Source organism: Acidithiobacillus sp. YTS05 (assembly GCF_024396695.1).
Taxonomy (GTDB): domain Bacteria; phylum Pseudomonadota; class Gammaproteobacteria; order Acidithiobacillales; family Acidithiobacillaceae; genus Igneacidithiobacillus; species Igneacidithiobacillus copahuensis.
In genome coordinates this window covers 167563-192059 of record NZ_CP094359.1, presented here as the reverse complement: position 1 = coordinate 192059, position 24497 = coordinate 167563, and the positions used below count along the sequence as shown (strand labels likewise).

Sequence of the window (24497 nt, the reverse complement as noted above, 5' to 3'; positions counted from 1 at the left end):
CTCTCCTAGCCTTGCGGGGCAAAGCGCCGACGCAGAGCATCGGCAACGACGGGCTGCACAAAGGCGCTCACGTCGCCGCCCAGGCGGCTGATTTCGCGTACCAGACTCGACGACAGGAAGGTGTGGGCGTCCGAAGTCATGAGAAATAAGGTCTCCACGCGCAGATCCATGCGTCGCTGAATCGATGCCAGCTGAAACTCATGCTCAAAATCGGAAACCGCGCGCAGTCCACGGAGAATGACCCGCACCCCCTCAGCCTGCAGCAAATGCAGGAGGAGCCCCTGAAATGGCCGCACCCGCACCCCCGGGATTTCCGCCAGGCAGGCCTCGGCCAAAGCTACCCGCTCGTCCAGAGGAAAAATGGTCCGTTTGGGGGTCTCGGCGGCGACGGCAACAACTACCTCATCAAAAAGGCCGGTAGCGCGACGCACCAAGTCCTCATGGCCGAGAGTGATCGGATCGAAGGTGCCAGGATAAACGATGCGGCGCGGACTCTCGTTCTGACTCATGCTTCCCCCTCCTGCAAGTGCAGCAGCACATAGTGGCTGTCGCCGCAACGACCGCTGCGATACCACTCCCAGCCGGCGGGGAGCTCGCTTTCCTGCCAGAGCTCCGCAGCATTGGCCTCCAGATATAGCCATCCTCCCGCATGTACCGGGCTGTTTTCGCCCAGCAGGAGCGGCCGCAGGCGCTCCGGCCAGCCCGCCGCAAAGGGCGGATCGGCAAGTACCAGATCGTACTGCCGCGCCAGGCGCGGTAGCACGCTGAGCGCATCGTGGCCGAGCAGGCGGAGCTTTGCGTCGGGGCCACAACTGGCAAGGTTTTTCTCCAGAATACGCCGGTGCGCGGCCGCACTCTCGACAAAGTCCACCCGTTCGGCACCCCGCGACCAGGCCTCCAGACCCAAAGCACCGGTCCCGGCAAAGAGGTCGAGCACCCGGGCACCCGCGCTTTCCGTCGCCAGCCAGTTGAACAGACGCTCGCGCACCACGCCTGGTGTGGGCCGGATACTGGCACCGCTGGCCGTCTGTAATTTCTTGCCGCGCAACTTCCCGGCAATGATGGCAACCGACATCGCATCTCCAAGAGATTGTTCGAGTTCGTCCTTCGCGAGATAATGCGGGCCGACAGCGACAATGAGGTTGGCCCACAGATCATGGTTTTTTCTTGGTTCAAGCGTAACAAAAGCACCCCCGCAGAGGAAACGCCATCGGTTCCCGAGCCTGCGGAGCCAAGCCAAGAGCCGCTACCTTCCGCACCCGACACTCCGTCCAACCCGGTTCCTGCCGCCGAGCCACCAGAAGAAAGCCAGCCGACGCCGGAAAAGCCCCCTGCAGAGCCCGGGACTACGCTGAACGAGGCGCAGCCGGCTCCCGCCACGACCGCAGGCGATGAGATCGAGAGGGCGGCTTCCCCGACGGTAGGGGAAAGCGACACGCAACCGCCTGCAGAGGCATCCAAGAAAAGCCTATTTGCCCGTCTGAAATCGGGGCTCAGCCGCTCCCGCGAACAACTCAGCGAGGGTGTTGCACGCCTCGTACTCGGCAAAAAGGAAATCGATGACGAGCTTCTGGAGGATCTGGAGACCATCCTCCTGCAGTCTGATGTCGGCGTGCCTGCCACCCGCAGCATCATGCAAGCCGTCACCGAAAAGGTCCGTCGCAAGGAGCTGAGCGACCCGGCGGCGCTGCAGCAAGCCATCCGTCAGTCTCTCCTCGATCTCTTGCAGCCCCGTTGCGAGCCTTGGTCCCCAAAACCAGGACAAACCCAGGTGCTGATGATGGTGGGCATCAACGGTGCCGGCAAGACCACCACCATCGGCAAGTTGGCTGCGCGCTGGAAACGGGAGGGCTTTGGGGTTCTGCTGGCGGCTGGAGACACCTTCCGCGCAGCGGCGGTGGAGCAGTTGCAGGGCTGGGGGACGCGAGTGCAGGTGCCGGTGATCGCCCAAGGCAGTGGCGCCGATAGCGCCTCGGTGATCTTTGATGCCTTTGCCGCAGCCCGCTCGCGCGGTGCCGACCTCCTCATTGCCGATACGGCCGGGCGCCTGCATACCCAGGGCCATCTGATGGAAGAACTGAAAAAGGTGAAGCGCGTCCTGGGCAAGCAGGATCCCGGCGCCCCGCAGCAGATCTGGCTGGTGCTGGATGCCGGTACCGGCCAGAATGCCTTGCAGCAGGCCCAACAGTTTCACGCGGCGGTAGGCCTCACCGGCATTTGCATCACCAAGCTGGATGGCACCGCCAAGGGCGGCGTGGTGGCGGCCATCGCCCAGGCGCTGCCCATTCCCATCCGTTTCATCGGCGTCGGCGAGGGGGTGGAAGACCTCCGCCCCTTCGATGCCGAGGCCTTTGTCGATGCCTTGTTTGCGCGGGAGTCTGCATGATCGAGTTCATCAATGTCACCAAACACTATCCAGGACGTCGTCACGTCCTGCGCGAGCTCAATCTGCAGTTGGGCAAGGGCGAAATGGCCTTGCTTACGGGTCCATCCGGCGCGGGTAAGAGTACCCTGTTGAAGCTGTTGACCCGGCTGGAGGCGGTGAGCCACGGCACCCTGCGCGTTGCCGGGGTAGACTTGGCCACTCTGCGTCGCCGCCACATCCCGGCGTATCGACGGCGCGTCGGGGTCGTCTTTCAGGATCACAAGCTGCTCATGGATCGCACCGTCTACGCCAATGTCGCACTGACCTTGCAGGTGGCGGGCATGTCAGCGCGGCAACTCGACCATCGCGTGCGTGCTGCCCTCGACAAGGTGGGGCTGGGAGACCACTGGCGGGAGTTTCCGGAGACCCTCTCGGGTGGTGAACAGCAGCGGGTGGGCATTGCCCGGGCCATCGTCCACACCCCGGAGATCCTGCTGGCTGATGAACCGACCGGCAATCTCGATCCCGAACTCAGCAGCGAAATCCTGGACATGTTCCGCGATTTTTATCGGCACGGCACCACGGTACTAGTGGCAACCCACGATCAGGGTCAGGTGGACCGCATGGGCGTACGCACCCTGCACCTGGCCCACGGACAGTTGCAGGAGAAAGCATGAGCCTTCACATACGCCTGCAGGCCCTTGGCAATGCGCGGGATACGCTGCTGCGCCAACCCATCGCCACGGCACTCACCATCATCGCCCTCGCAGTCGTATTCGCCCTGCCCGTCGGCTTGTTTACCGCCCTGAGCAACCTGCAGCAGCTCCTCGCCAGCTGGCACAACCAGGCGCAGATTTCGCTCTATCTGCACGACGATGCCAGTCCCCAGGCCGTCGCCCAACTTCGTCGCCAGCTCCAGCAGAGCCCTGGCGTCGTGGCCGTGCGCTTTGTCGACAAGAATCACGCCCTGGCGGATTTTCAGCACTATGCGGGCATGACCGCAGCCATTCAGACACTGGGCGAGAACCCCTTGCCGGCCTCTCTGATCGTCGAACTGAACCCGCTGGCGCAAAGCTCTAGCAGTCTGGAGGCCCAGGTCCAGCAGTGGAGCCACGAGCCGATCGTGCGCAGCGCCCAGTCGGATCTGAAATGGGTGGCCCGCCTGCAGGCCATCGTCGCCCTCGGTACACGGGCGGTCTACATCCTCGCCATCCTGCTGGCCCTGGGCGCGGTGCTGGTGATGGGCAACACCATCCGCCTGCATATCGAGCAGCGTCGCGACGAGATCGAGATCAGTTCCCTGGTCGGGGCAACCAAGAGTTTCATTCGCCGTCCCTTCCTGTATCAGGGCCTGATCCAGGGCATCCTCGCCGGATTTCTGGCTTGGTTGATCGTGGCCATCGCCTTTGCAGTGTTGCAGGGTCCGGTCGATCACCTCGCAAATCTGTATGGCACGAGCTTCCCGCTGCATGCTCTGACCGTCGGCGAGGGATTTCTCCTGGTGCTCATCAGTGCCGCATTGGGCTGGCTGGGTTCCTTGGTGGCGGTGGGCCGGCATCTCGACAACACCGTCTCTTGAAATCCCGGATGCACGTCCCCATGTAGAAAGATGTTGTTCGGAGTAAACCTTTGTCCCTAGCACGGGTCTATACTCAGAGCGGAAACAGGAGACAGGCAATGAATGAACTGGCGGTCGCGAACAGAGATTTGGCGAGTGTAGACGGCATGGCGGCATACCTGCGCTTTGTCAATGCGCAGCCGCTGCTGAGCGCCGAGGAAGAGCACGACTACGCGCAGCGCTTACGCGATCAGGACGATATGGAGGCAGCCAAGGCCCTCGTGCTGAGCCACCTGCGTTTTGTCGTGCGCGTCGCCCGCGCCTATCGTGGCTATGGCCTGCAAGAGGCCGACCTGATCCAGGAAGGCAACATCGGCTTGATGAAAGCGGTCAAACGTTTTGATCCCGACCACGGGGTGCGCTTGGTGTCCTTCGCAGTACACTGGATCAAGGCCGAGATGCACGAATTCATCCTGCGCAACTGGCGGATCGTCAAGGTGGCCACTACCAAGGCGCAGCGCAAGCTCTTCTTCAATCTGCGTTCCAGTCGTAGCGATACCGGCTGGATGAACCTGAGTGAGAGCGAGGCCATTGCCGAGGAACTCGGGGTAAGCCAGCGCGAAGTGCTGGAGATGGAAGGTCGCATGGCGGGGTATGACTACTCCCTCGACCACAGCAGCGAGGACGAGGAAGGGCACGCTCGTACCTTCGAGTTGGCGGATCAGGGCGTGTCTTCGGTCGAGCAGATCATCGAAAGCGATTGGGACCGCGCACGCGAGCGTGGGCTGCGCAGCGCCTTGGCCGCGTTGCCGCCTCGCGATCGCTACATCATCGAGAATCGCTGGCTGAGCGAGGAACCCAAGACCCTGCAATCCTTGGGCGACGAACTTGGAGTTTCGGCGGAGCGCGTGCGGCAACTCGAAAAGAGCAGCATGAACAAGCTGCGCCAACAGCTGCTCGGGAACGCCGCGGCTTGAAACCTGCCGCTGCACTGGTCTTTCATATCGATGAGCCGGGCAAATGGCCATTGCTCCTCGGTAATCTGCGTAATGCGCTGCGCTCTGATGCCGGGGCACGATTGCGGGTCGTCGCGAATGGCCCTGCGCCCATTCCCCTGTGGGCAGAAGGGCTCTGGCGGAGGGAACTCGCTGCCTTGAGCGCCCAAGGGGTAGAATTTTTCTTTTGTCAGAATAGTCTGACGGCCTACGAGCTCGATGCCGCAGGCCGCCCAGAAGGGAGCCAAGTGGCACCTGCCGGCGTCCTCGCCCTTGGCGAGGCGCAGGTGCAGGGTTTCGCCTACATCAAGCCCTAGTTTCTGCTCCCTTCCCCATTTTCTCTACGATCTACGGGAGGGTTTCCTTGCTGATTCAGCATCTGTGGACGAGTGCCATCATTTTCGTCGCTGCGGGACTACTGTGGTGGCTACAGCGCAGCTATTTTCGCCATTATCCCCACAAGGGTTCCCTGCCTTTCTACCTGCTGCGAGTGATTGCGCAGCTCAGCATCCTCTGCGCTGGAGTCGTTGCCCTGGCCCTGAACTGGGGCATGCCCAAAGAAGGTCTGCGCTATATCGGACACTATTTTCTGGATGGTTTTACCGTCAGTGGCGTCAGAATCGTCCCCGCACATATCGTCGTTGCCATCATCATTCTGGCGCTATTACTGCGTCTGGTGGAATTCAGTACCCGACGACTCGACAGTTTTCTCGGCATGTTTTCTCTGGATAGTGGAGCGCGCTACTCCCTGGTTATCCTGAGCAAATATGTCTCCATCACCCTGAGCCTGTTAATTGGCATTGGGCTTGCCGGGGTGCCGCTGGAAAAGCTAACCCTGATTGCCAGCGCCTTATCGGTCGGTATTGGCTTTGGCCTGCAGACCATGGTCAACAATTTTGTTTCGGGCATTATTTTGATCTTCGAACGACCGATCAAGGTAGGAGACTGGATCAAGGTTGGCAGCGCCGAGGGGTATGTCCAGCGCATCAGCATCCGCTACACCCTCATCCTCACCTTTGACCGCACCGAAGTCTTTGTGCCCAATTCCGAGATCATCTCCGGGCAGGTCACCAACTGGATGCATTCCAATAGCGTGGTACGCCTGATGTTACCCTTTACGGTGGAACATAATGCCAATCTCGATCGGGTCAAAGAACTCCTGGTAGCAGTTGCGCAAAGGCACCCGGACGTCATGCAGGATGACCCGAGCATCATCCCGCCCTCGGCCCTGATTCTCGACGTGAATACGAACGGGATCGTGGTCTATCTGCGGGTGTATCTGCGCGACTGCAACCTGATGTTCAATGTGCAGACGGATCTACGCGCCGGCGTCATGGAATCCTTGCTGGCGGAAGGTATCCCGGTGGCCCGTCAGCAGCAGGACATACGGATTCTCAACAGCCAGCTCGAACCTCTACGACTGACCGACGCCGAGGCGGGGAACAAGGCCTAGAGGATGTAGCGGGACAGGTCCTCGTCGGCAGCCAGGTCATTCAGGCGGCCATCGACATAGTCGGCGTCAATGCGCAGCGGCTGGCCGTCGTGATCCGGCGCCTGAAAGGCAATCTCTTCCAGCAGGCGTTCCATTACCGTATGCAGGCGGCGGGCACCGATGTTTTCGACCCGCTCATTCACCTGCTGGGCAATCTCGGCAATGCGGCGGATGCCGGAGTCCACGAACTGCAAGGTGACGCCGTCCGCCGCCAGCAAGGCGCTATACTGGCGGATCAAGGCGTTTTCCGGCTCGCGCAGAATGCGCTCCAGATCGTCTGCCTGCAGCGCCTGCAGTTCGACACGAATGGGCAGACGCCCCTGCAGCTCCGGGATCAAGTCGGCGGGCTTGCTGAGATGAAAGGCTCCCGAGGCAATGAACAGGATATGGTCGGTCTTGACCACGCCATAACGGGTGCTGACGCTCGCTCCTTCGATCAGCGGCAGGAGATCGCGTTGCACTCCCTCGCGGGAGACCTCTGCTGCGCTTTGCCCACTGCCCCGCGAGGTGACCTTGTCGATTTCGTCGATGAAGACGATGCCATCCTCCTGTACCCGCTCCAGGGCCAGGCTGCGCACTTCGTCCTCATTGACCAGCTTGGCCGCCTCCTCCTCACAGAGCAGTTTGCGCGCCTCGGCAATGGGCATCTTGCGCTTGGCCGTCTTTTGCGGCGCCATGTTGCTGAAGAGATCGCGTAGCTGGGCACTCATTTCCTCCATGCCGGGCGGGGTCATGATCTCGACACTGGCCTTGGGCGCCGCCAGTTCGATCTCGATCTCCTGCTGGTCCAGACGTCCTTCGCGCAGCATCTTGCGGAACTTCTGCCGCGTGCCTTCGTCCTGCCGCGGGACACTACTGTCGCGCGGTCCAGGAACGAGGATATCGAGCAGGCGATCCTCCGCCAGCTCCTCGGCGCGCTGGCCATTGGCGGCCTGACGCTCGCTGCGCAGCAGGTTCACGGAAATCTCCGCCAGGTCGCGAATGATCGATTCGACATCCTTGCCCACATAGCCCACCTCGGTGAACTTGGTGGCCTCCACCTTCAGAAAAGGGGCACTCGCAAGCTGCGCCAGTCGCCGCGCGATCTCCGTCTTGCCCACCCCGGTGGGGCCAATCATGAGGATGTTCTTGGGGGTGATTTCCTTCCGCAGCGGACCATCCACCTGGGCACGACGCCAGCGATTGCGCAGGGCAACGGCAACGGCGCGCTTCGCCTCCGCCTGGCCGATGATGTATTTGTCGAGCTCCTGCACGATCTCGCGCGGGGTCATTTCACTCATTTTCATGACAATTCTTCCACGGTACGTTGTTGATTGGTGTAGATGCAGATGTCCCCGGCAATCGCCAAGGCCTGTTCGGCAACCGCGCGGGCGGGCAGATCGCTGTTTTCCAGAAGGGCGCGGGCGGCGGCGAGGGCGTAGGGCCCGCCCGAGCCAATGGCAATGATGCCATGCTCCGGTTCCAGGACGTCGCCTTGCCCGGTAATGATCAGGCTCTGACTGCGATCCGCCACCGCCAGCATCGCCTCCAAACGGCGCAATACCCGGTCAGTACGCCACTCCTTGGCAAGCTCCACCGCAGCCTTGGCGAGCTGTCCCGGATGCGCCTTGAGCTTGGCCTCGAAACGCTCCAAGAGCGTAAACGCGTCAGCGGTGGCGCCGGCAAAGCCGGTCAGTACCCCCGGCTCGATGCGTCGCACCTTGCGCGCATTGCCCTTCATGACGGTATTGCCAAAAGTGACCTGACCATCCCCGGCCATCACCACATTCTCCCCGCGGCGTACCGAGAGGATGGTGGTGCCGTGCAGGGTTGTTGCTTCACTCATGCGACTGCTCCTTGTGCTTGGCGTGCGGGTGCGCCTGATCGTAGACCTGGGCCAGATGCTGATAATCCAGATGGGTATAAATCGCGGTGGTATCAATCTGTGCATGGCCGAGAAATTCCTGGACGGCACGCAGATCGCCGGAGGACTGCAGCAGATGGCTGGCGGCACTGTGGCGCAGACTGTGGGGATGCAAACGCTGCCCTAGACGCTCTCGTCCGGCCTTGTCGACCAGGTACTGCACGCCCCGCACGCCCAGAGGACGACCAAGGCGATTGAGAAAAAGGGCTGTCTCTGTGCTTTCTGGTCGCCGCGCCAGATAGCGTTGCAGGGCCTCCCGCGCCATGCGGCCCACGGGCACGATGCGCTGCTTTTGGCCTTTGCCGAGAACGCGCAGCCGGCCCGCCTCCAGATGAAGATCGTGGCGCTGCAGCTGCACCAGCTCCGAGACCCGCAAGGCACTCGAATAGAGCAGTTCGAGGATGGCTTGATCACGCAGTTGCAGCCAGTCATCGCCGGCGTCTGGCTGGGTGTCGAGGAGCTTCTGCGCCACATCGATCCCCAGCCAGTCGGGAAAATGTTGTTCGCCCTTGGGCATAGGCAGGCCACGACTCGGGTCGGTAATTTGTGGATCCTGCTGGCGCAGCCAGCGGAACCAGGCGCGCAGGGCAGCAAAGCGGCGTCGCAGACTGCGCACCGACACTCCTCGCTGGCGTTCACGGAGCAGGAAATGACGAAGCTGGGGGGCCTGGATATCGGTGAGGGAAGAAATCTTTTCCGCCGTGAAAAACGCCTGCCACAACTGCAAATCCTCGCGGTAGGCGACAACGGAGCGGGCGGCCAGGCGCGTCGTGGCGCTCTGTAAAAACGCCTCAATCTGCAAGTCGATTTCGCTAGGCATCACGATCGCTGCCAGCGCAGCGTTGCAGGGCCGCGGAGAACAGCCGGGAGATTTGCTCGAGCAGGTCGGTTGCCATGTCGGCGCCATAGCGTTCGGGGTCTGCACTGGCCAACAAAATCAGCGCGCTACAGTCGGCGCCGCGGACGCGGATACTGGCCAGCGACGCCGGCAGGGATGCCGCTGCCGGAAAATAGCGGCGCAGTTCGCCTTCCTCCAGTTGCACGCCGGCTTGGGCTTCTCGATCATCGGCCAGGCGTTGCCAGTCACTTTCCTCCAAGGTGATGGTATCGGGCAGACAGGATTGCGGCCCCGTCAGCATCACAAAGGACTCCACGGCGAAATCTTCTTCCAGACTCCGGCGCAAGGCCGTCACGCAAGCGTCCGGACTCTGCGCCAGTAACAGCTCGACGGCGAGGCGGCCGAGATGCCGTCCCAACTCCGTTTGCCGCTGCGCCTGACGGAGCAGCGTATCGACATAGTGCTGCAACTGATCGCGTTCGTCGCGCAGGCGCTGCACCTGGCGTTCGAGCAGAGAGCTGGCAGAGCCCACGCCCAGATGGGGCAGGGTCAGTTCTTGCAGCAGATCCGGCGCCTGCAGCAAAAATTCGGGGTGCGCCTGCAGATAGGCGCGGCACTGTGCGGCAGCCTCGTCCTGCATCCCTCAGTCGTCCTCCCAATGGGTGTCGGTATACTGCTCGGACCGTGCATGGATCTCGAGCTGGGCGATGAGTTGCGCGAGCAGTTCCAGCTCGTTCTCTTCCAGCTTGTGCAGAAAGGCAATCTGCCCGGCAGGCGCCTGCAGGTTGCGGGCAATGGCATCCAGAAGCTGCTGACTCATGTCTTTTCTCCTTCGGGGATCCAGGTACCATCAAAAACCACTTCCGCGGGCCCTACCATATACAGTGGCGTACCGGGACCCGCCCAGCGAATTTCCAGTGTACCCCCGGGAAGGGTGACTTGCACCGTATCGGCTAGCCGCTCCCAGAGCTGGCCCGCCACCACCGCCGCACAGGCGTTACTGCCACAGGCGAGGGTCTCCCCCGCCCCGCGCTCCCAGGTGCGCAGACGCAGGTGTGCAGGGTCCTGAATTTCGAGAAAGCCGACATTGCAGCGCTCGGGAAAGGCGGGGTGCTGCTCCAGCTCCGCGCCCCAGTCGGCAACCGGGGCGCTGTCGCATTGCTCCACCGTCAGCAGCAGGTGCGGATTGCCCATGCTCACCGCTGCAATCGGCAACGCCTGGCCGCGGAAAGGCAACGCATACTCCCTGGCAGGAGCTTCAGCGCGAAAAGGGATGGCCGCAGGGTCGAGAATCGGCACTCCCATATTTACCTCTACCAGACCATCCGGCCGGATGTGGAGCGACATCTGCCCAGCACGGGTCTCCACGCGGAGGGGATTCTTGTCGCTCAGGCCACTGCGCCGCACGAACACGGCAAAGCAGCGCGCACCGTTACCACACTGATTCACCTCACTGCCATCAGCGTTGAAGATGCGATAGCGAAAATCGCAATCGGGGTCGGTGGCCGGTTCCACTAGCAAAATCTGATCACAACCAATGCCAAAGTGACGATCGGCAATCCGTCGGCAATCTTCCGGCCGCAAGGAAAAGGACTGCCGCACACCATCGAGCACGACAAAGTCGTTACCCAAGCCATGCATCTTGGTAAAGGTCCAGGGTTGGGAAAGGGCGGAGTGCTGTTCCATGATTTTGCTCATATAGGGAGTGTAACAGGTTGTGGCAGACTGCATAGTGTCTGCTAGGCGCAGGTGCTTGCGGGCGGCCATGGATTTCTTGACCGCAGGCTGCTCAGGGCCTAGCTTTAAACCAACTGGTATGAATGTTTAGGAGGTGGTATGAAAATCGGCTTTTTAGGACTCGGGCGGATGGGTAGCGGGATGGCGCAACGCCTTCTGGATTCGCAGACGGATCTGATCGTCTACAATCGTAACCCCGCGGCGTCGAAGCCGCTGGTGGCCAAGGGTGCCAGGGCCGTCGCTCGGCCCGGGGCAATGGCGGATCGTGAGCTGGTCTTTACCATGCTGGCGGACGATCAGGCGCTGCGTGATGTCGTGCTGGCGCCAGAGGCCCTGCTGGAAAGCCTGCCAGAAGGCGCGGTTCATGTGTCGTGCAGCACCATCAGCGTGGCTCTGGCAGGCGAACTTGCCGAGCGTCACGCGGCAGCTGGGCAGCACTTCGTTTCCCTGCCGGTGTTCGGGCGCCCGGATGCCGCTGCGGCTGGCAAACTGTTTCTGGTAGCCGGTGGCGCGGAAGAAATCGTAGAAAGATTGCGGCCAGTTTTCCTGCGGGTGGGGCAGGACCTCTGGTGGGTTTCGCCGCGGCCAGAACTCGCCAATCTGGTCAAGCTCAGTGGCAATTTCCTGATTGCTTCCACCATCGAATCCATGGGCGAAGCCATGGCCTTGGTCGAGAAAGGCGGCGTCGACCGCCATGCCTATCTCGATTTCCTCACCCGATCCCTCTTCACCGCCCCGGTACATCGCAATTACGGCAAGCTCATAGCTGATCGCGCCATACGCCCCGCCGGCTTTGCCGCGCCGCTGGGGCAAAAGGACCTTCGCCTGGTAGGCGAAGCCGCAGAGAAGCTGGCCGTGCCCATGCCTTTCTTTGGTTCCCTGCGCGAGCGCTTTCTGGCCCTTGCCGCCCGCGGCGAGAGTGATGTCGATTGGGCGGCGCTGGGCGTCGAAGCGGCGCGCAGCGCTGGTCTACAATCTACGGATAGGGATAACTGAAGGGCGGATACCCGGTGGCGGCAGAAAAATCACAGATAGCTGATGACAGTCCCGGCCTTTGGGCGAGTTGGCAGGGGCAGGGGCAAGCGCAAAGCCTGGTCGAGGAGTCCCCGGTTTCCTTCGTGCTCAACGGCGAGGTTTATGCTGTCATGCTCGCAACCCCCCACGATCTTGCGGATTTTGCGCGGGGCTTTCTCTGGACCGAGGATATCGTGCGAACGCCCGACGAGATTCTGGCACTGGAAATCGAAAGCACAGCGGGCGGCAGCGCCATCTATTTGCAGTTGCATGCGACTGCCATGGATCGCGCCGCCAGCCACCGCCGGGCACTCCCCGGCGCCAGCGCCTGCGGGCTTTGCGGTTGTCCCGACTTTCGCGGCCTGCAGCCCTTCGCGCCGTTACCCGCCGCCCGGAATTTGCCGAATCTGGAGCAAATTCATGCAACCATGGCGGAACTCGCAGCGCAGCAGTGTCTCCACCAGCAAAGTGGCAACTGCCACGCTGCCGCCCTTTGCTTTGTCGACGGGGAGATCCTGGTGCGCGAGGACATCGGTCGCCACAACGCCGTCGACAAGGTCATCGGCGCCGCTTTGGCCCGCGGAGCCGTTCCCGGCTCGGCAGATATTCTAGCGGTCTCCTCACGACTGCCCTTCGAGATCGTGCGCAAGGCGCTCGCCTGGCGAATTCCGTTGGTAGCAGCCATCTCTGGCGTCAGCAGCATGGCGGTGGACATTGCCAGGAAAAATCACGTGCAACTGGTAGGTTTTGTTCGCGACGGGCGCGCCACCCTGTATTGCGATGGCGGGGCGGCTCCGCAGTCCTAATTGCAGACCCAAATGAGAAAACACAGCAGCCCTGCCAGTGTCTCACGGACAACAAAAAGCCCCTATCAGGCTCGCTAGAGGCTTAATTTATTTGGCTGGGGGACGTGGATTCGAACCACGGTTAGCGGAGTCAGAGTCCGCTGTCCTACCGCTAGACGATCCCCCAATTGAGCGCGAGAGCATACCGGTTAGTCCGGCTTTCTGTCAAATCCAAATTCTGCGAAATTAGCCAATTTATGCTTTTGGGGACCACTACCAAGCTTGTGCCACCAAGAAGCACAGCGGAAAAGCTATCAGTTACAACGCTATATCCAGCCGACCAATCTGCATACAGCTTGGCGGCATAAAACACATGGCTACGACTGCGCAAGCTGAACATTAACCCGCCTGGCCGAATAGTTGACGGCCACCACTCCCCATATTCAGAGAGTCAGCGACATTTTCATTAACGCCCTGTCGCGCACTCCCGGCAGAAAACGACAGCGGGATCGGCGTTCAATCGTTCCGGCTCAATATCGTCGTGACAGGCGCAGCACAGCCCATAGGTGCCTGCGTCGATGCGGGCCATTGCTGCTTCGATCTTGCGCTTGCGAACACTCAGCCGCTCCAAGAATCCTTGGGCGAGGGCTTGTTGTTGGATGGCGTCGATACGCGACACCCTGCCGACACTCGATTGATCCAGCTCGACCGGTGCAGCGGACTGTTGGGCCTGCTGGATTGCCGCAACGGTTTCTTTTTGCTCGGCCAGCAAGCGTGCGCGGAACTGTTCTATTTCCATTTACGCGAACCCTTCACTATCGCAGCAGAAACGTGGGGATGGCCGATGAGCGCAACAGGTCGGCGGTTTTGCTGCCGAATGGCAGTGATAGTTAAGCCTATTGGTTTTGCGGCGGTGCAGCAACAACCCCATTTCCTTTTGTAGCATCATTTTCGTCTGATGTTTGCACCCGGTGGCTGTCTATGGCGCTGCCGCATCGGTATACTTTTGATCTAGCAACGCAAAGCCCAGGGGAATTTCGATGAAGCGGGATCTCGCATGAACCGCTCGGCAATCATGCAAACCTTGCAAGTCCACGTGCCCAAGCTGCTGGCGATCTACGCCTTTGGTAGCCGCATCAGCGGCACGGCAAGGCCGGACAGCGACCTGGATCTGGCCGTTTTGCGCTGTGTGGCGCAAGGCGGCTGGATCGAAGCGGCACTGGCTGACAGACTCAAGCGCATGGTGGGCTTTCGCCATTCCCAATGAATGTCACGGTTCAGCAGCAGGCAGATTCCCCCGCTGCAGAATCTGGCAATCTGTGTCGTTTCGACTATTTAGGCGTTCATGACATGGAAGGGGACCATGAGCGTGGCAGACATCGGAATGGCGGAGGCAGCGAGGACGTGATCGCGGGGCAAGAGCGCATGCGCGGCAGAGCCATGGGTTTCACTCTGGTGGAACTCATGATCCTCATCGCCATCATGGCCATCGTCGCCGCCGTTGCCATTCCCCAGTTCAACATCTGGATGGTGCGGGCGCGCATCCAGGGGGCCTCCGGACATCTGCAGCAGGATCTCGCCTGGGCGCAGGGCTACGCGATCCGGTCGGGATATCCCGTGCAGGTGACCGTGGCCAGCGGGGGAGCTACTGGATGCTCCTGGACCATCACGCCAGCGGCTCCCAACGTCTCGCAGTCAGTACCACAGATGCCGGTCGGCGCTTTCAGCAGCCGTTACCCCAACACCGTCTGCAATGTGCTGACCGGCAGCACCTTCAGCATCACCCCCACCGGCATGGTATACGGCTCGGCTAGTACCGTCTCCAGCGCCAATGTGACCTTTGGGACGGTGGGCAACGATGCGGCCAGCTACGGCTACTGGCTGGTACAGCTCAGCGGCGCCGGCAACCTGCGCAACTGCGCCACCGCGTCCTCCACCAGCAGCGTGTGCACCCTCCAATGAACGCCAAGACGCCCAGCCAAGCGCAGCAGACAACCCTAGCCCAGCGTCAACAGGGCCTGACCCTGATCGAGGCAATGGTCGCCCTCGCCATCTTTGCCATTGGTTCCCTGGGAATCATTGGCCTCTTTCTGAACAGTTTCAGTATGTCGGCCCAGAACCAGAACCTCACCTCCGGCTTCGAGATCGCTCAAAGTGCTGTAGGCGTGTTACGAGCCAATGGGGCGAACGCCTTGAATCTGAATGGCGCCACCGCGAGCGCCAGCTCGGCCAGTAACTCCTTGCTGGCACCGGTGTCTTCGGTGATGAGCGCCTACGGGATGCCTCCGCAGGCGTCGGTTACCATTATTGTCGCAACCACCATAACTGGTGCCAACCTGTGCCCCTGCAATGCAACGGTAACCGTGAGCTGGGGTAATGGCGCCAGCTATCAAACCCAAACCATCGTGGGATACTGACATGAGAGCGACCAAGGAATTCCTTGCAACCAACGCAGATCGCCAGCTTGGTCTCTCACTGGTCGAGCTGCTGGTGGCGCTGGTGGTGGTGGGCCTGCTGTCCACGGCGGTCTTCAGCTTCTTTTTGCACACCAGCCAGGGCGTCAGCCAGCAATCCGCCAATGGAGAAATGTGGCAACGGGGCCGCAATGCCATGGCCATCATGCGCCAGGCCATCGAGTCGGCGGGCTATGGGCTGCCGAGCTACAGTCAGTGTCCTAACGGGGTGGTGGGGGTCAAATATCCCAACGCTGGAGCAATGCTTGCGATAACCGCTTCGGCACAAAGCTCCGGCTACGTTCCGTCTGGAATCTCGACCTACTCGTTCAGCACCGTCATAGGAGGTGGCAGCTTTGGTGGCGCTCCCGCAACGACTGTTGTTGGATATTCAGGGCACTCCAACGGTAATTCCGAAAATATTAATGTCACCAATGCCAAGCCACTAAATAACTGCGACTTTTCTTTAATTGTACCTCAAGGAGGCGGGACATGTCTGATCGGTCAAATAACCAATATAACCGGCGGCACAAGTAACAAAGTTGGTTTTAATTCCGGAAACAATTGCGGCTCGCAAATAAACCCAACGCAAATTTTCACATTGCCCGCCGGAACAGCTACTGCGCCATCTATAAGTGGCGCAAGCCTGTACGATCTGGGCTCCCATGATTTTCTCTTTGAGCAATTCCAGATCATGGAAAGCCCCGCAGGCAGCACGCCCACGCTCTATATGACCCAATATACGGGAGCGCCGGCAGTAGCGCCGGCAGTAGCGCCGGCGCCACAGCCTCTGGCGAGCGGTGTCGTCGATATTCAGATGCAGTATGGGCTGGGGACCAATGGCAGCGTGCAGAACTGGGTAGCACCAGAGAATTATACGCCAAGCGCTACGCAATCCATTGTCGCTGTGCAGTTGGCCATGCTGATCCGTAGTACCCAGTACCTGCCCAATAGTTTGAGCCCCGCCAGCTTCAACATCCTCGGCCAAATCTATAACGTGCCCACCGTCAATGGTCCCGGCTGTCTACAGGGGAACTGCCGGCACTACGAGTATCATCTCTTTCAAAGCATCATTCCCGTGCGCAATGGGATCTGGGGGAGCGAGTGAAGCCGCAGAATAAAGCAATCGGAGAACCGCTCCCCAAAGACGACACCGCACAGCGGGAGCAAGGCGCCATCCTGCTCATTGTGCTGGTCCTGATCTTTGCCGTCACGCTGGCGGTCATGGCCTATCTCTACCTCAACAAAAACAATACCCTGATCGCCAGCAATCTGGCGGTGCAAAACGCCGCGCAGGAGGCAACGGATGCAGGGCTCCATAAGGTACAAAATCTTTTGGCTACGGTTCCCAATCCGCCTCCGTCGAGCATATCTCCCTGGTATGTTGCGCCCACAAGCTCAGGCACGCCACCAACAGCTCCACTGGCCAGCTTTTGGCAATCCTGTGCTTCTGCCAATACTTGCGGAAAAACCACGGTAGCCTACGGCCCTTATCATTTTATTGTTAATTACGTCGTGTATCCCTTAGGACCAAATGCCCAGAACAATGGCTATTATTACGTAACCTACATTCATTCCTCGAATGCAAATGGTGGCGGCCTGGGGGTCACGATCGAAGCAACGCTGGAGAATACCCAATGATATTCCATAAATATCGGAAAATTATTTCCGTGGTATTGGCAATTACCACCCCGCTGCTTCCCCTCAGCGCCTGGGCTGCACCGCAGCAAACTGGCGTTACAATTAATAATATCCCGGTTGGCGATCAACCGCAGGTAATGATCATTATCGATAATTCGCAGGGAATGGCGGGGGTCGTAAAAGATCCGAACACCGGCCTCTCCGGAGCCATCATGACCGGATCTGGCATCGTTGCGGAAAATAACTCCTCAGCATCCCCAGTAAATTATAACGCGACAACTTTTCCGCCTATTGCCTATGGCACAAAAAATAGCTCGGTGCCATATACAGTAGCTTGTGGTACGACGGGATTGACCGCCGCAGCACAAAGCACCTGCTCCACTGTTAAGGGACTTTATAGTGGAAAGCAAACAATATATATTGATAACTCTCCATCGATGCTCAATGCTGCGAAAGAGGCAGTAAGCACTCTTCTCAACAGTTCCTACTACAGCCAGAACATTCAGTTCGGACTTGAAGACTATGCGTATTCTGGGAGCCTAACCGACCGCTATTCTTCAATTTATTACATGTTTGACAATGGATTTTCCACTAGCTCATTTTCCAGTAGCTTACCTAAAACAGGAACTTTTGGAGAAGACTATGTAATCAATCCTTGCTGGAATAACAGCTCTGGATCATGTCAAAATATCGCACAGTATTTAGGGTATAACAATTATTACTATATAAATAATGGATGGCAATATTATCCATATACAAGCTCGCCAAGCTACAAGGATCAGTATCTCATCATATCCGACAGCAGCGACAACCCCATGATCAATAGCGTGCTATACTCTAGCAGCTATACTGCCAATAACTTATATTACAATTATCAAGGAACTTATAATTACAATCTAACAAACTATTCACAACAGTTGACCTATCCAAACACTTCTCCATATGCAGTTTATAACTCCTCAACATATAACGGTTATGGAATGACAGTCGGGCCATCTAATCCTGGCTACTTAACACAAACCCCACAAGTTTTTACAGCCGCACGCGGTTATGCGTTTTTTGGTACCACAGTAATATCGCAAACATCGAGTACCTTACAAGGGAATATTATCGCTCCGGTTGCCTCCGCCGCTGTCAGCAATGGGTTGATTCAGCAAGCAATACAACCGGCTCCGCTCATCTCACCAGCAAGCAACTTTAACTACAATCAGGCGGGAGTTCCGATTGAAGCCGGAGCTGGTCATACCCCCATGGCAGGGGCCTTCCAGACTGCTCTGAAATACTTCCAAAGCACGGCCAACAGTTATGGTGGACAACCAACTCCCCCTCAGACTTGTGGACAAAAATATGTAATTTTGATTACCAATGGGCAGCCGACTCAGGGACTTAAAGGCAGTTTATACCCTCCTCTAGGCAGCCAAGCTGCCGACACTTTTAACACTGCAAACCCTTCTACATTTACCGCAGTTACTGCGAGTACCGTAAGCACGTCTGCTGATTCCAACAACGCGGCAGTGGAGGCTATACAGCAGGTTGCCAATCTATACTCCAAGGGTATAAAAACGTATGTTTTGGGGGTGGGGTCGGCTGTCAATCCCACAGCGGCAGGCTCAAGTAGTCAAAACGCAGAAGCCGCGCAAGGGAATATTGTCCTTAATGCAATGGCTCAGGCTGGCGGCACTGGAAGCGTCTATGCCGCGACCGACTCGTCCCAGGTATTGACTGCGTTGCAGGCGATACTCGGAAATATCCTGAATAACACCGTTACCGCCCCCATCGCTGCGACGGCAACAGTAAATAATAATTCAGTGGAATTGGTGGCGGAAAATGTGAACAGTAGTCAGGGGCAGGGGAATTTGTTTGCATTTCCTTTCTCGGCAAGTGGCGTCACAGCTACGGCAACGTCGCAGGCCAAGTGGGATGCCAATTCGGTATATTCCGCTGCCGTTTCCTCTAATAACGTGCCGTTTTATACCACAGCGCCGACTTCTTCTAGTGGCTCCATCGTTTCCGGCGCAGCCATTCCTCTCGCTCAGGCTGCCTCCTCGTATCCCAGTGCCTTCGGGTCTTCCTTACCGACAGGCCTGACGGCCTCCACGATTGCGTCCTACACCATCAATCCTTCGGTAGGCACAACAGGCGCTTACCTTGGGGGACGGGCAGCTAACTGGTACATTGGATTGCCAACTACCAGCGCTCCCATCATTGTGACACCACCCGACAACGGTACTTTGCTCTCCGCAAGCGGAAGCACTAGCAGCTACGGAAAATTTGTTTCGGGGCACTCTTCTCGTAGTAACCTTGCGGTTTTTTCCAGTAATAGCGGTGTGCTGTATGGCATAAGTTATGATGCCTCTACTGGAGGGAGTCAGTCACTCACCTGGGCGTGGACACCTTACGGGTTACTCAATCAACTACAGTATTATGGAACTTTCTGGCGCGGCCAAAGCATGAACGGTGGATTCCAGAGCATTGACGCGACTGATGGATCTGGAAATTGGCATACGTATATAGTCGGTAGTGCCGAGAACGGTGGCATTCTCTACGATCTACAGCTTAGCGGAACGAACACGGCCAATTTGGCAAATGTGGTATTTGAAGATGACCTTGGGCCGTCCTACTCCCAGCCTCTTACTCAAGCCCCGGTATTTTACCAGAACACGAACTCCTCTTCGTCTAGCTTTGGTCAGGCGTGGGCGCTCTGGGTGTTGAATCAGGAGAATGGCGGGGCAACGACCAGCTATCTCGTCGGCGTGAATGTAGGAACCGGACAAACGTTTCAAGACCAGTTGCCGTTCGACGCCACCAGCGCATTGAGCATCGATTCCAGCAACAATATTTATCTGGGTGATGCAAACGGCTATGTCTATGAAATGCCGGTAACCAATATTTCGCAAGTTTCCGGTACTTCTTCCAGCACCACCGCCAACATCTCGTCTTCTGCTTTTCCCGCGGTCATCACGCAAGCGAGCTTTGGGTCTACTACATCCACTGGCCCCGCGTCATTCGCTCCCTGGGCGAGCAGTTCACCTGGGCTGAGCTCGGTTGCTCAATACATGACCGTGAGTTTCTACCTCGGCAGCACTTATCTCACGGTGCAAGGCAGTAACGGCTTTACGGTGTTCCAACTCCAGGGCAGCAACTGGATCGCACAGTGGGCGGCATACACGGGTGGCTCTACGGTATACGTACAAAACGGCACGAACTCTACCGTGACCGCGTTACCATCCGACGGGGTCATCTCTGCGCCAGTTGCAATTAACAACGGAGCTATCATTGTGCCTGTCACTGTCAGCCCTCCCGCTGGTACATGCGGAAACTCTTCGGCCTACTATTACCTCTATAAGCTCAACAATGGTGCATTCCCATCGGGTGTGTTCGTCACCTCTGGTGGCACAGCCTATACGGGTGCCATACTTATAGGCTACGGTACGGCCTACACGCCCACGATCATGAGCTTCGGTGGGAAGACGCTGATTCAGTCGTCTGCAGGCATTCCACCAACCGGGGGACAGTTCCCGGCGTTTTACCAAAATGGCTCCACTGTGCGGGTGGTTGGATGGCGCGTTCTCAACTAGGCCCGTCGCCTGGCGCCTGGTGCTGACGCAATGATGGGTATCCTGCTAGCGGAAGCGCCAGAGGACACCTCGCCCGAGAACTGCCGGAAGCGGTTAGCTCGCGCGGCGTGCCCCTGAGATTTATGCTCGCGATGCAGTCGCTTTGTGCCGGGAAGAACGCCGCTCGGCGAGCGGTTATGCTTAGACCGCCCTGTCAGGCCACCTGAATGATCTGATTCAGGATGCCGCACACCTGTCCAAAAACGGCATCCGATACGGTTTTCATCGGATGAGGGGCTGCCTGCCTTGCCCTCCAGTCAAAGGACTTTGGTTGATGGCACAGAATGAAACTGGTTTTCCCTGCCTTCCGCCTAGAGGCAAGGCCCGCAGCAATCGCGAATGGGTTGGGAGAAGGCTGGGAAGCCTACACCCGAAGCCTCACAGAGGAAGCGCTTTGGGTTTTGGTCTGATCAAAGCAGGGTGCCGAAAAAGAAGCTGGAGAGACAATCTCCATTTGTTGCTTTATTGGTGGCGCTTCAGGGACTCGAACCCCGGACACGCGGATTATGATTCCGCTGCTCTAACCGACTGAGCTAAAGCGCCATTGCAGGCCCGCTATTTAAGCCGCTCGGGCAAATCCTGTCAATAGGAAGTCCGCGCCAAGAAATGGGCGCGGACTGCGCGGAAGAGCAGCCGTTGCTTGACCGGTGTTTGCGCGCGCGTTTGCCAGTCGCCAATCACTGGAAAAGTGTGACGACCCTTGCCAACACCTCGTCCATGAGCGCTGCGGGCAAGGTATCCACCTTGCGGGCATGGCGTGCTGCCAGGTCAATGACGCGCGGCTGGTCACAGCGCACAATGCCGGTAGTTTTGATCCCGGTCAGCGGTACGGCGAAGCCAAGGCGGCGGCTGAACTCGCCGCCGTTGGTAATCGGCAGGATAACGGGCAGCCTGGTTACTTCGTTGAATTCCGCTGGGGATACGATCAGTACAGGACGACTCCCGCTTTGCTCATGCCCCGTAGTCGGATCGAGCGACACGAGGTAAATATCACCCCGCTTCACAGCAATTCATTACCCACAGCGGGCGCATCGACCCATTCGCGCTCATCGGCGGGCTGCGGCTGTGAATAGTCCGACGCAGCCAACAACTCCGCAAGCGTGTAGCGCGGACGTGGATGGGGATTGACCACCAGGCAACCATGATCGACCACAAGGCCGACCGTTGCGCCAACTTGCAGATGCAGCTGATCGAGAAAGGCGGGCGGTACGGCCAGCATGACCGAGCCGCCAACCTTGCGGAGACTGGTTGTGTGCATAATGTAACCCCAAGAATCAAGTTATATTGAAGTATAACTACGCGGTTTTTCGCCTGCAAGGAGAAATCAACGCAGTAGGCGCCGCCGCAACAGAACGGTGGCGAGGACATAGGCGCTGAGTGCGTAGGCCAGCAGGACGGCAAGATGCAGCGCCACCTGCGTAGGCGCGTGCCCGGTCAGGAGCGGACGCAAGAGCAGCACGGCATGGGTGAGAGGCAGGACTGCGGCGATGTTCTGCGCAAAGGCCGGCAGGGTATGCAGCGGATAGAAGACGCCACAAAAGAGGAACATGGGCGTCACCGCCAGGGTGAAGTAGTACATGAAAAAATCATAGCTACGCGACAGGGCAGTAAAGGCCAGGGCGATGGCACCAAAACTCAAACCCGTGAGCAGAATGACCGGCAGGGCGAGAAGGACCTGCCAGTGCCAGTCGATGGCACCGAAAAAGCTCGCCACGATGATGATCGCCAGGGCACTGATGGCCCCCTTCAGCGCACACCAAAGCAGCTCGCCGGTGACGATGTCGCCCATCTGCAGGGGCGTCGCCAGAATCGAGAGATAGGTATTCTGCACCGCCATGCGCGTGTACGCCGAGTAGAGCCCCTCGAAGGTTGCGGTGTTCATTGCCGAGCTGGCGACGATCCCCGAGGCAATGAAGGTGATGTAGGGCATGCCTTCCATCCGCCCGACGAAGTGCCCCAGTCCGTAGCCGAGCGCCAGTAGATAGAGCAGCGGGTCGACAAAATTGCCGAGCAGGCTGGGCAGGAGCAACTTGCGCCAGACCAAAAAATTCCGCCGCAGTACCGCCAGGGCGCCCCAGCTGGGCAGAAACCAGGCCATCAGCCTTCTTCCTCCCGCAGTTCGCGTCCGGTCAGACGCAGAAAGACATCCTCCAGGGTCGCCGGGCGCTGCAATAACTGGTACTGCGGATCAGCGGCAAAGTGGGCGCGGGCGGCATCAAGCCGGGCATCGAAGAGCAGCAGGGTATCGCCGGCGCGTTCGGCCGCAGCTACCCGCCCCTGGTGCCAGTTTTCCGGATCAGGCAGGCCACCATCGCGGCGGCGTAGCTCCAGCACCTCCCCGGGGATGTGCGCCCGGATCAGGCCCTCGGGGGAATCCTCCGCGCGGATGCGCCCACCATCAAGGATCCCCACGCGATCCGCCAGGCGTTCCGCCTCGTCCAGGTAATGGGTGGTGAGCAGCAGGGTAACGCCGCTGCGCTGCAGCTCCCGCAGTCGCTGCCAGAGCAGATGGCGGGCCTGCGGATCGAGGCCAGTGGTCGGCTCGTCGAGGAGCAAAAGCTGCGGCTCGTGCATCAGGGCGCGGGCCACGGAAAGACGGCGGCGCATCCCACCGGAAAGGGCCTGGATGGGACGGCGGGCAAAATCTTCAAGGGCCAGAAAAGCCAGCAGCTCTTTGCTGCGACGACGGATCTCGGCGGCCGGCAGGCGAAAGTAGCGTCCGTAGATCCAGAGGTTTTCTTCGACCGTGAAATCAGGATCGAGCTGATCGCTCTGCGGCACCACACCAATCCGCCCGTGCCCCCCTGCCGGCCATTGCGTCAGCGGCCGGCCATCGAGGCGGATCTGGCCAGCATCAAAGGGCGTCAGGCCCTGAATGCAGCGTACAGAAGTGCTCTTGCCAGCACCGTTGGGGCCGAGCAGGGCGTAGCACTCGCCAACGCCCACGGCAAAAGACAGGCCGCGCAGCACGGGACGCCCGCCATAGGCCTTGGCGACGGCATCGAGCTCAAGCCGGGGAGAAGGCACGGCAGGGCTTGGCGTTGGGTATTTCTTCTCCTAGCTGCAACTGGAAGCGGTCGAGCAGGGCGTTTTGCAGTAGATTCAGCTTGCCGTGGAAAAAATGATCAGCGGGTAGGTCGATCCGTTCCGGCTGGGCCGCGAGCCCTGCCAACCAGGCGCTGACATCCTTGGCCGGCACCAGCTCGTCATTCTGCCCCTGTACCACGGTCCAGGGACAGCGGGGGACGGGCGCCACCGAAAAATCAAAGAGATTGACTGGGGGCGCCACCGTCAAGAGGCGCTCGACGCGGGTATCGCGGCTGGCCGCCTGATAGGCGACAAAGGCACCAAAGGAGAAACCTGCGAGCCAGATGGGAAAGCCGGGACGTCGCCCTGCCACCCAGTCGAGGACCGCCAGGCAATCCTCTACCTCGCCACGTCCGGCATCATAGTGCCCGGCGCTCTTGCCCACCCCACGAAAATTGAAACGCAGGGAGGGAATGCCAAGGAGATTGCAGGTGCGGCTCAGATAATGCACCACCTTGTTATTGAGGGTGCCCCCGTAAAGGGGATGCGGGTGCAGAATCACCGCAACGATGCCGCGCGTCTCTTTCTCCGGACACGCGGTCAGGCCTTCCAGCATCCCGACCGGACCGGGGATCTCCACCGCCTCGCCGACGCATTCGAGGGCGAGTTCCTGGCCGTCATAGAGGTGACTGCGATCGATGGGCAGCATCAGATGCGTAACCGCTCCACCGGCTTACCGTCGCGCAGGTGCGATTCGACAATCTCTTTCACATCCTCGGCGTCGACGTAGGTGTACCAGACCGCGTCCGGATAGACGACGGCCACCGGACCCTCGCTGCAACGTCCCAGACAACCGGCACGGTTGACGCGCACCTGCCCGTCACCGTGAATGCCCAGCTTCTTGGCGTGTTTTTTGGCCTGATGAAAGACCTCTTCTGCCAAGCCGCCGTTGTTGCAGGCTTGCTCGCCATTTTCGCGCTGGTTCAGACAGAGGAACAGATGGCGCTGATAAAAACTCATGTTTGACCCTCCACTGGCATGGCGCCATGATAACCCGAAATGGCAGCTCGGG

General features: G+C 59.3%; 29 protein-coding genes and 2 tRNA genes. 14 read left to right on the top strand and 17 right to left on the bottom strand.

The genetic code is table 11. The features are described 5' to 3' along the window. Window positions 1–5 precede the first annotated feature (5 nt). A complete protein-coding gene (gene coaD, locus MQE22_RS00895; protein WP_215871357.1) occupies window positions 6–509 on the bottom strand; it encodes a pantetheine-phosphate adenylyltransferase in 504 nt (167 codons plus the stop codon). After that, on the bottom strand, window positions 506–1075 hold the full coding sequence (rsmD, locus tag MQE22_RS00890) for a 16S rRNA (guanine(966)-N(2))-methyltransferase RsmD (protein WP_215871358.1): 570 nt from the start codon (window positions 1073–1075) through the stop codon (window positions 506–508). Before rsmD ends, coaD begins: the two co-directional genes overlap by 4 nt. Window positions 1076–1117: 42 nt before the next feature. Here rsmD and ftsY point away from each other — a divergent pair, with 42 nt between their 5' ends. The 6 genes from ftsY (at window position 1118) to MQE22_RS00860 (ending at window position 6371) form a co-directional block, all read left to right on the top strand. Continuing rightward, window positions 1118–2386 carry a signal recognition particle-docking protein FtsY gene (gene ftsY / locus MQE22_RS00885; protein WP_226830574.1) on the top strand — a complete coding sequence of 423 codons (1269 nt, stop codon included), beginning with the start codon at window positions 1118–1120 and terminating at the stop codon, window positions 2384–2386. Next, window positions 2383–3042 carry a cell division ATP-binding protein FtsE gene (ftsE, locus tag MQE22_RS00880; protein WP_215871359.1) on the top strand — a complete coding sequence of 220 codons (660 nt, stop codon included), beginning with the start codon at window positions 2383–2385 and terminating at the stop codon, window positions 3040–3042. The genes ftsY and ftsE overlap by 4 nt, the downstream gene beginning before the upstream one ends. Then, on the top strand, window positions 3039–3944 hold the full coding sequence (gene ftsX, locus MQE22_RS00875) for a permease-like cell division protein FtsX (protein WP_215871360.1): 906 nt from the start codon (window positions 3039–3041) through the stop codon (window positions 3942–3944). The genes ftsE and ftsX overlap by 4 nt, the downstream gene beginning before the upstream one ends. A 98-nt stretch (window positions 3945–4042) precedes the next feature. Next, window positions 4043–4900, top strand: coding sequence for an RNA polymerase sigma factor RpoH (rpoH, locus tag MQE22_RS00870; RefSeq protein WP_215871361.1), 858 nt, complete (start codon window positions 4043–4045; stop codon window positions 4898–4900). Beyond that, window positions 4897–5235 (top strand): DsrE family protein, encoded by a 339-nt coding sequence (locus MQE22_RS00865; protein WP_215871362.1) that lies wholly within the window; start codon window positions 4897–4899, stop codon window positions 5233–5235. Before rpoH ends, MQE22_RS00865 begins: the two co-directional genes overlap by 4 nt. A gap of 47 nt (window positions 5236–5282) precedes the next feature. Beyond that, the gene (locus MQE22_RS00860) at window positions 5283–6371 is read left to right on the top strand and encodes a mechanosensitive ion channel family protein (RefSeq protein ID WP_226826832.1); all 1089 of its coding nucleotides are present in this window, start codon (window positions 5283–5285) and stop codon (window positions 6369–6371) included. Here the strand turns inward: MQE22_RS00860 and hslU are convergent. Genes hslU through dapF form a run of 6 tightly spaced genes read right to left on the bottom strand, consistent with a single transcriptional unit; the run spans window position 6368 to window position 10837 of the window. Next, window positions 6368–7696, bottom strand: coding sequence for an ATP-dependent protease ATPase subunit HslU (gene hslU / locus MQE22_RS00855; RefSeq protein WP_303652386.1), 1329 nt, complete (start codon window positions 7694–7696; stop codon window positions 6368–6370). The two genes, MQE22_RS00860 and hslU, sit on opposite strands and share 4 nt — an antisense overlap. Continuing rightward, window positions 7693–8235 carry an ATP-dependent protease subunit HslV gene (gene hslV / locus MQE22_RS00850; RefSeq protein WP_215871363.1) on the bottom strand — a complete coding sequence of 181 codons (543 nt, stop codon included), beginning with the start codon at window positions 8233–8235 and terminating at the stop codon, window positions 7693–7695. The genes hslU and hslV overlap by 4 nt, the downstream gene beginning before the upstream one ends. Beyond that, a complete protein-coding gene (locus MQE22_RS00845) occupies window positions 8228–9133 on the bottom strand; it encodes a tyrosine recombinase XerC (RefSeq protein ID WP_215871364.1) in 906 nt (301 codons plus the stop codon). Before MQE22_RS00845 ends, hslV begins: the two co-directional genes overlap by 8 nt. Next, on the bottom strand, window positions 9126–9791 hold the full coding sequence (locus tag MQE22_RS00840) for a DUF484 family protein (protein WP_215871365.1): 666 nt from the start codon (window positions 9789–9791) through the stop codon (window positions 9126–9128). Before MQE22_RS00840 ends, MQE22_RS00845 begins: the two co-directional genes overlap by 8 nt. A gap of 3 nt (window positions 9792–9794) precedes the next feature. After that, window positions 9795–9971, bottom strand: a complete 177-nt coding sequence (locus MQE22_RS00835) for a hypothetical protein (RefSeq protein ID WP_215871366.1) — start codon at window positions 9969–9971, stop codon at window positions 9795–9797. After that, on the bottom strand, window positions 9968–10837 hold the full coding sequence (gene dapF / locus MQE22_RS00830; protein WP_215871405.1) for a diaminopimelate epimerase: 870 nt from the start codon (window positions 10835–10837) through the stop codon (window positions 9968–9970). The genes MQE22_RS00835 and dapF overlap by 4 nt, the downstream gene beginning before the upstream one ends. Window positions 10838–10987: 150 nt before the next feature. Between dapF and MQE22_RS00825 the strand changes: the two genes are divergently transcribed. Continuing rightward, window positions 10988–11884 carry an NAD(P)-dependent oxidoreductase gene (locus tag MQE22_RS00825; protein WP_215871367.1) on the top strand — a complete coding sequence of 299 codons (897 nt, stop codon included), beginning with the start codon at window positions 10988–10990 and terminating at the stop codon, window positions 11882–11884. Between the two features lie 14 nt (window positions 11885–11898). Beyond that, entirely contained in the window at window positions 11899–12708 is an 810-nt protein-coding gene (fdhD, locus tag MQE22_RS00820) for a formate dehydrogenase accessory sulfurtransferase FdhD (RefSeq protein WP_215871368.1), read from the top strand. A 92-nt stretch (window positions 12709–12800) separates the two neighbouring features. Here fdhD and MQE22_RS00815 read toward each other — a convergent pair. Next, window positions 12801–12874: transfer RNA gene (locus MQE22_RS00815), tRNA-Gln, on the bottom strand. A gap of 279 nt (window positions 12875–13153) precedes the next feature. Then, entirely contained in the window at window positions 13154–13486 is a 333-nt protein-coding gene (locus MQE22_RS00810; protein ID WP_215871369.1) for a TraR/DksA family transcriptional regulator, read from the bottom strand. Between the two features lie 258 nt (window positions 13487–13744). On the opposite strand from MQE22_RS00810, the gene MQE22_RS00805 reads away from it, so the two are divergent. From MQE22_RS00805 to MQE22_RS00780, 6 genes are read left to right on the top strand one after another with little or no spacing between them, the layout of a single operon-like run. Then, window positions 13745–13954, top strand: a complete 210-nt coding sequence (locus MQE22_RS00805; protein WP_215871370.1) for a nucleotidyltransferase family protein — start codon at window positions 13745–13747, stop codon at window positions 13952–13954. Beyond that, on the top strand, window positions 13951–14649 hold the full coding sequence (locus MQE22_RS00800) for a pilus assembly FimT family protein (protein ID WP_226827642.1): 699 nt from the start codon (window positions 13951–13953) through the stop codon (window positions 14647–14649). Before MQE22_RS00805 ends, MQE22_RS00800 begins: the two co-directional genes overlap by 4 nt. Beyond that, complete coding sequence (locus MQE22_RS00795; protein ID WP_215871371.1) at window positions 14646–15104, top strand: type IV pilus modification PilV family protein; 459 nt, start codon at window positions 14646–14648, stop codon at window positions 15102–15104. The genes MQE22_RS00800 and MQE22_RS00795 overlap by 4 nt, the downstream gene beginning before the upstream one ends. A gap of 1 nt (window position 15105) precedes the next feature. After that, the gene (locus tag MQE22_RS00790; protein WP_215871407.1) at window positions 15106–16248 is read left to right on the top strand and encodes a PilW family protein; all 1143 of its coding nucleotides are present in this window, start codon (window positions 15106–15108) and stop codon (window positions 16246–16248) included. Further along, a complete protein-coding gene (locus MQE22_RS00785) occupies window positions 16245–16781 on the top strand; it encodes a pilus assembly PilX family protein (protein WP_255789928.1) in 537 nt (178 codons plus the stop codon). Before MQE22_RS00790 ends, MQE22_RS00785 begins: the two co-directional genes overlap by 4 nt. After that, window positions 16778–20359: a pilus assembly protein gene (locus MQE22_RS00780; RefSeq protein ID WP_215871372.1), complete on the top strand. Its 3582-nt coding sequence runs from the start codon at window positions 16778–16780 to the stop codon at window positions 20357–20359. Before MQE22_RS00785 ends, MQE22_RS00780 begins: the two co-directional genes overlap by 4 nt. Window positions 20360–20864: 505 nt before the next feature. On the opposite strand, the gene MQE22_RS00775 is transcribed toward MQE22_RS00780, so the two are convergent. The 7 genes from MQE22_RS00775 to MQE22_RS00745 form a co-directional block, all read right to left on the bottom strand. Continuing rightward, window positions 20865–20941 (bottom strand) — tRNA-Met (locus MQE22_RS00775). A gap of 134 nt (window positions 20942–21075) precedes the next feature. Further along, window positions 21076–21402, bottom strand: coding sequence for a type II toxin-antitoxin system PemK/MazF family toxin (locus tag MQE22_RS00770; RefSeq protein WP_215871373.1), 327 nt, complete (start codon window positions 21400–21402; stop codon window positions 21076–21078). Continuing rightward, the gene (locus MQE22_RS00765) at window positions 21399–21656 is read right to left on the bottom strand and encodes an AbrB/MazE/SpoVT family DNA-binding domain-containing protein (RefSeq protein WP_215871374.1); all 258 of its coding nucleotides are present in this window, start codon (window positions 21654–21656) and stop codon (window positions 21399–21401) included. Before MQE22_RS00765 ends, MQE22_RS00770 begins: the two co-directional genes overlap by 4 nt. Before the next feature lie 66 nt (window positions 21657–21722). Beyond that, the gene (locus MQE22_RS00760) at window positions 21723–22496 is read right to left on the bottom strand and encodes an ABC transporter permease (protein WP_215871375.1); all 774 of its coding nucleotides are present in this window, start codon (window positions 22494–22496) and stop codon (window positions 21723–21725) included. After that, window positions 22496–23425, bottom strand: coding sequence for an ABC transporter ATP-binding protein (locus tag MQE22_RS00755; protein ID WP_255789924.1), 930 nt, complete (start codon window positions 23423–23425; stop codon window positions 22496–22498). The genes MQE22_RS00760 and MQE22_RS00755 overlap by 1 nt, the downstream gene beginning before the upstream one ends. After that, the gene (locus MQE22_RS00750; RefSeq protein ID WP_215871376.1) at window positions 23406–24134 is read right to left on the bottom strand and encodes an alpha/beta hydrolase; all 729 of its coding nucleotides are present in this window, start codon (window positions 24132–24134) and stop codon (window positions 23406–23408) included. The genes MQE22_RS00755 and MQE22_RS00750 overlap by 20 nt, the downstream gene beginning before the upstream one ends. Further along, window positions 24134–24445, bottom strand: a complete 312-nt coding sequence (locus tag MQE22_RS00745) for a (2Fe-2S) ferredoxin domain-containing protein (protein WP_215871377.1) — start codon at window positions 24443–24445, stop codon at window positions 24134–24136. Before MQE22_RS00745 ends, MQE22_RS00750 begins: the two co-directional genes overlap by 1 nt. Window positions 24446–24497: the final 52 nt, after the last annotated feature.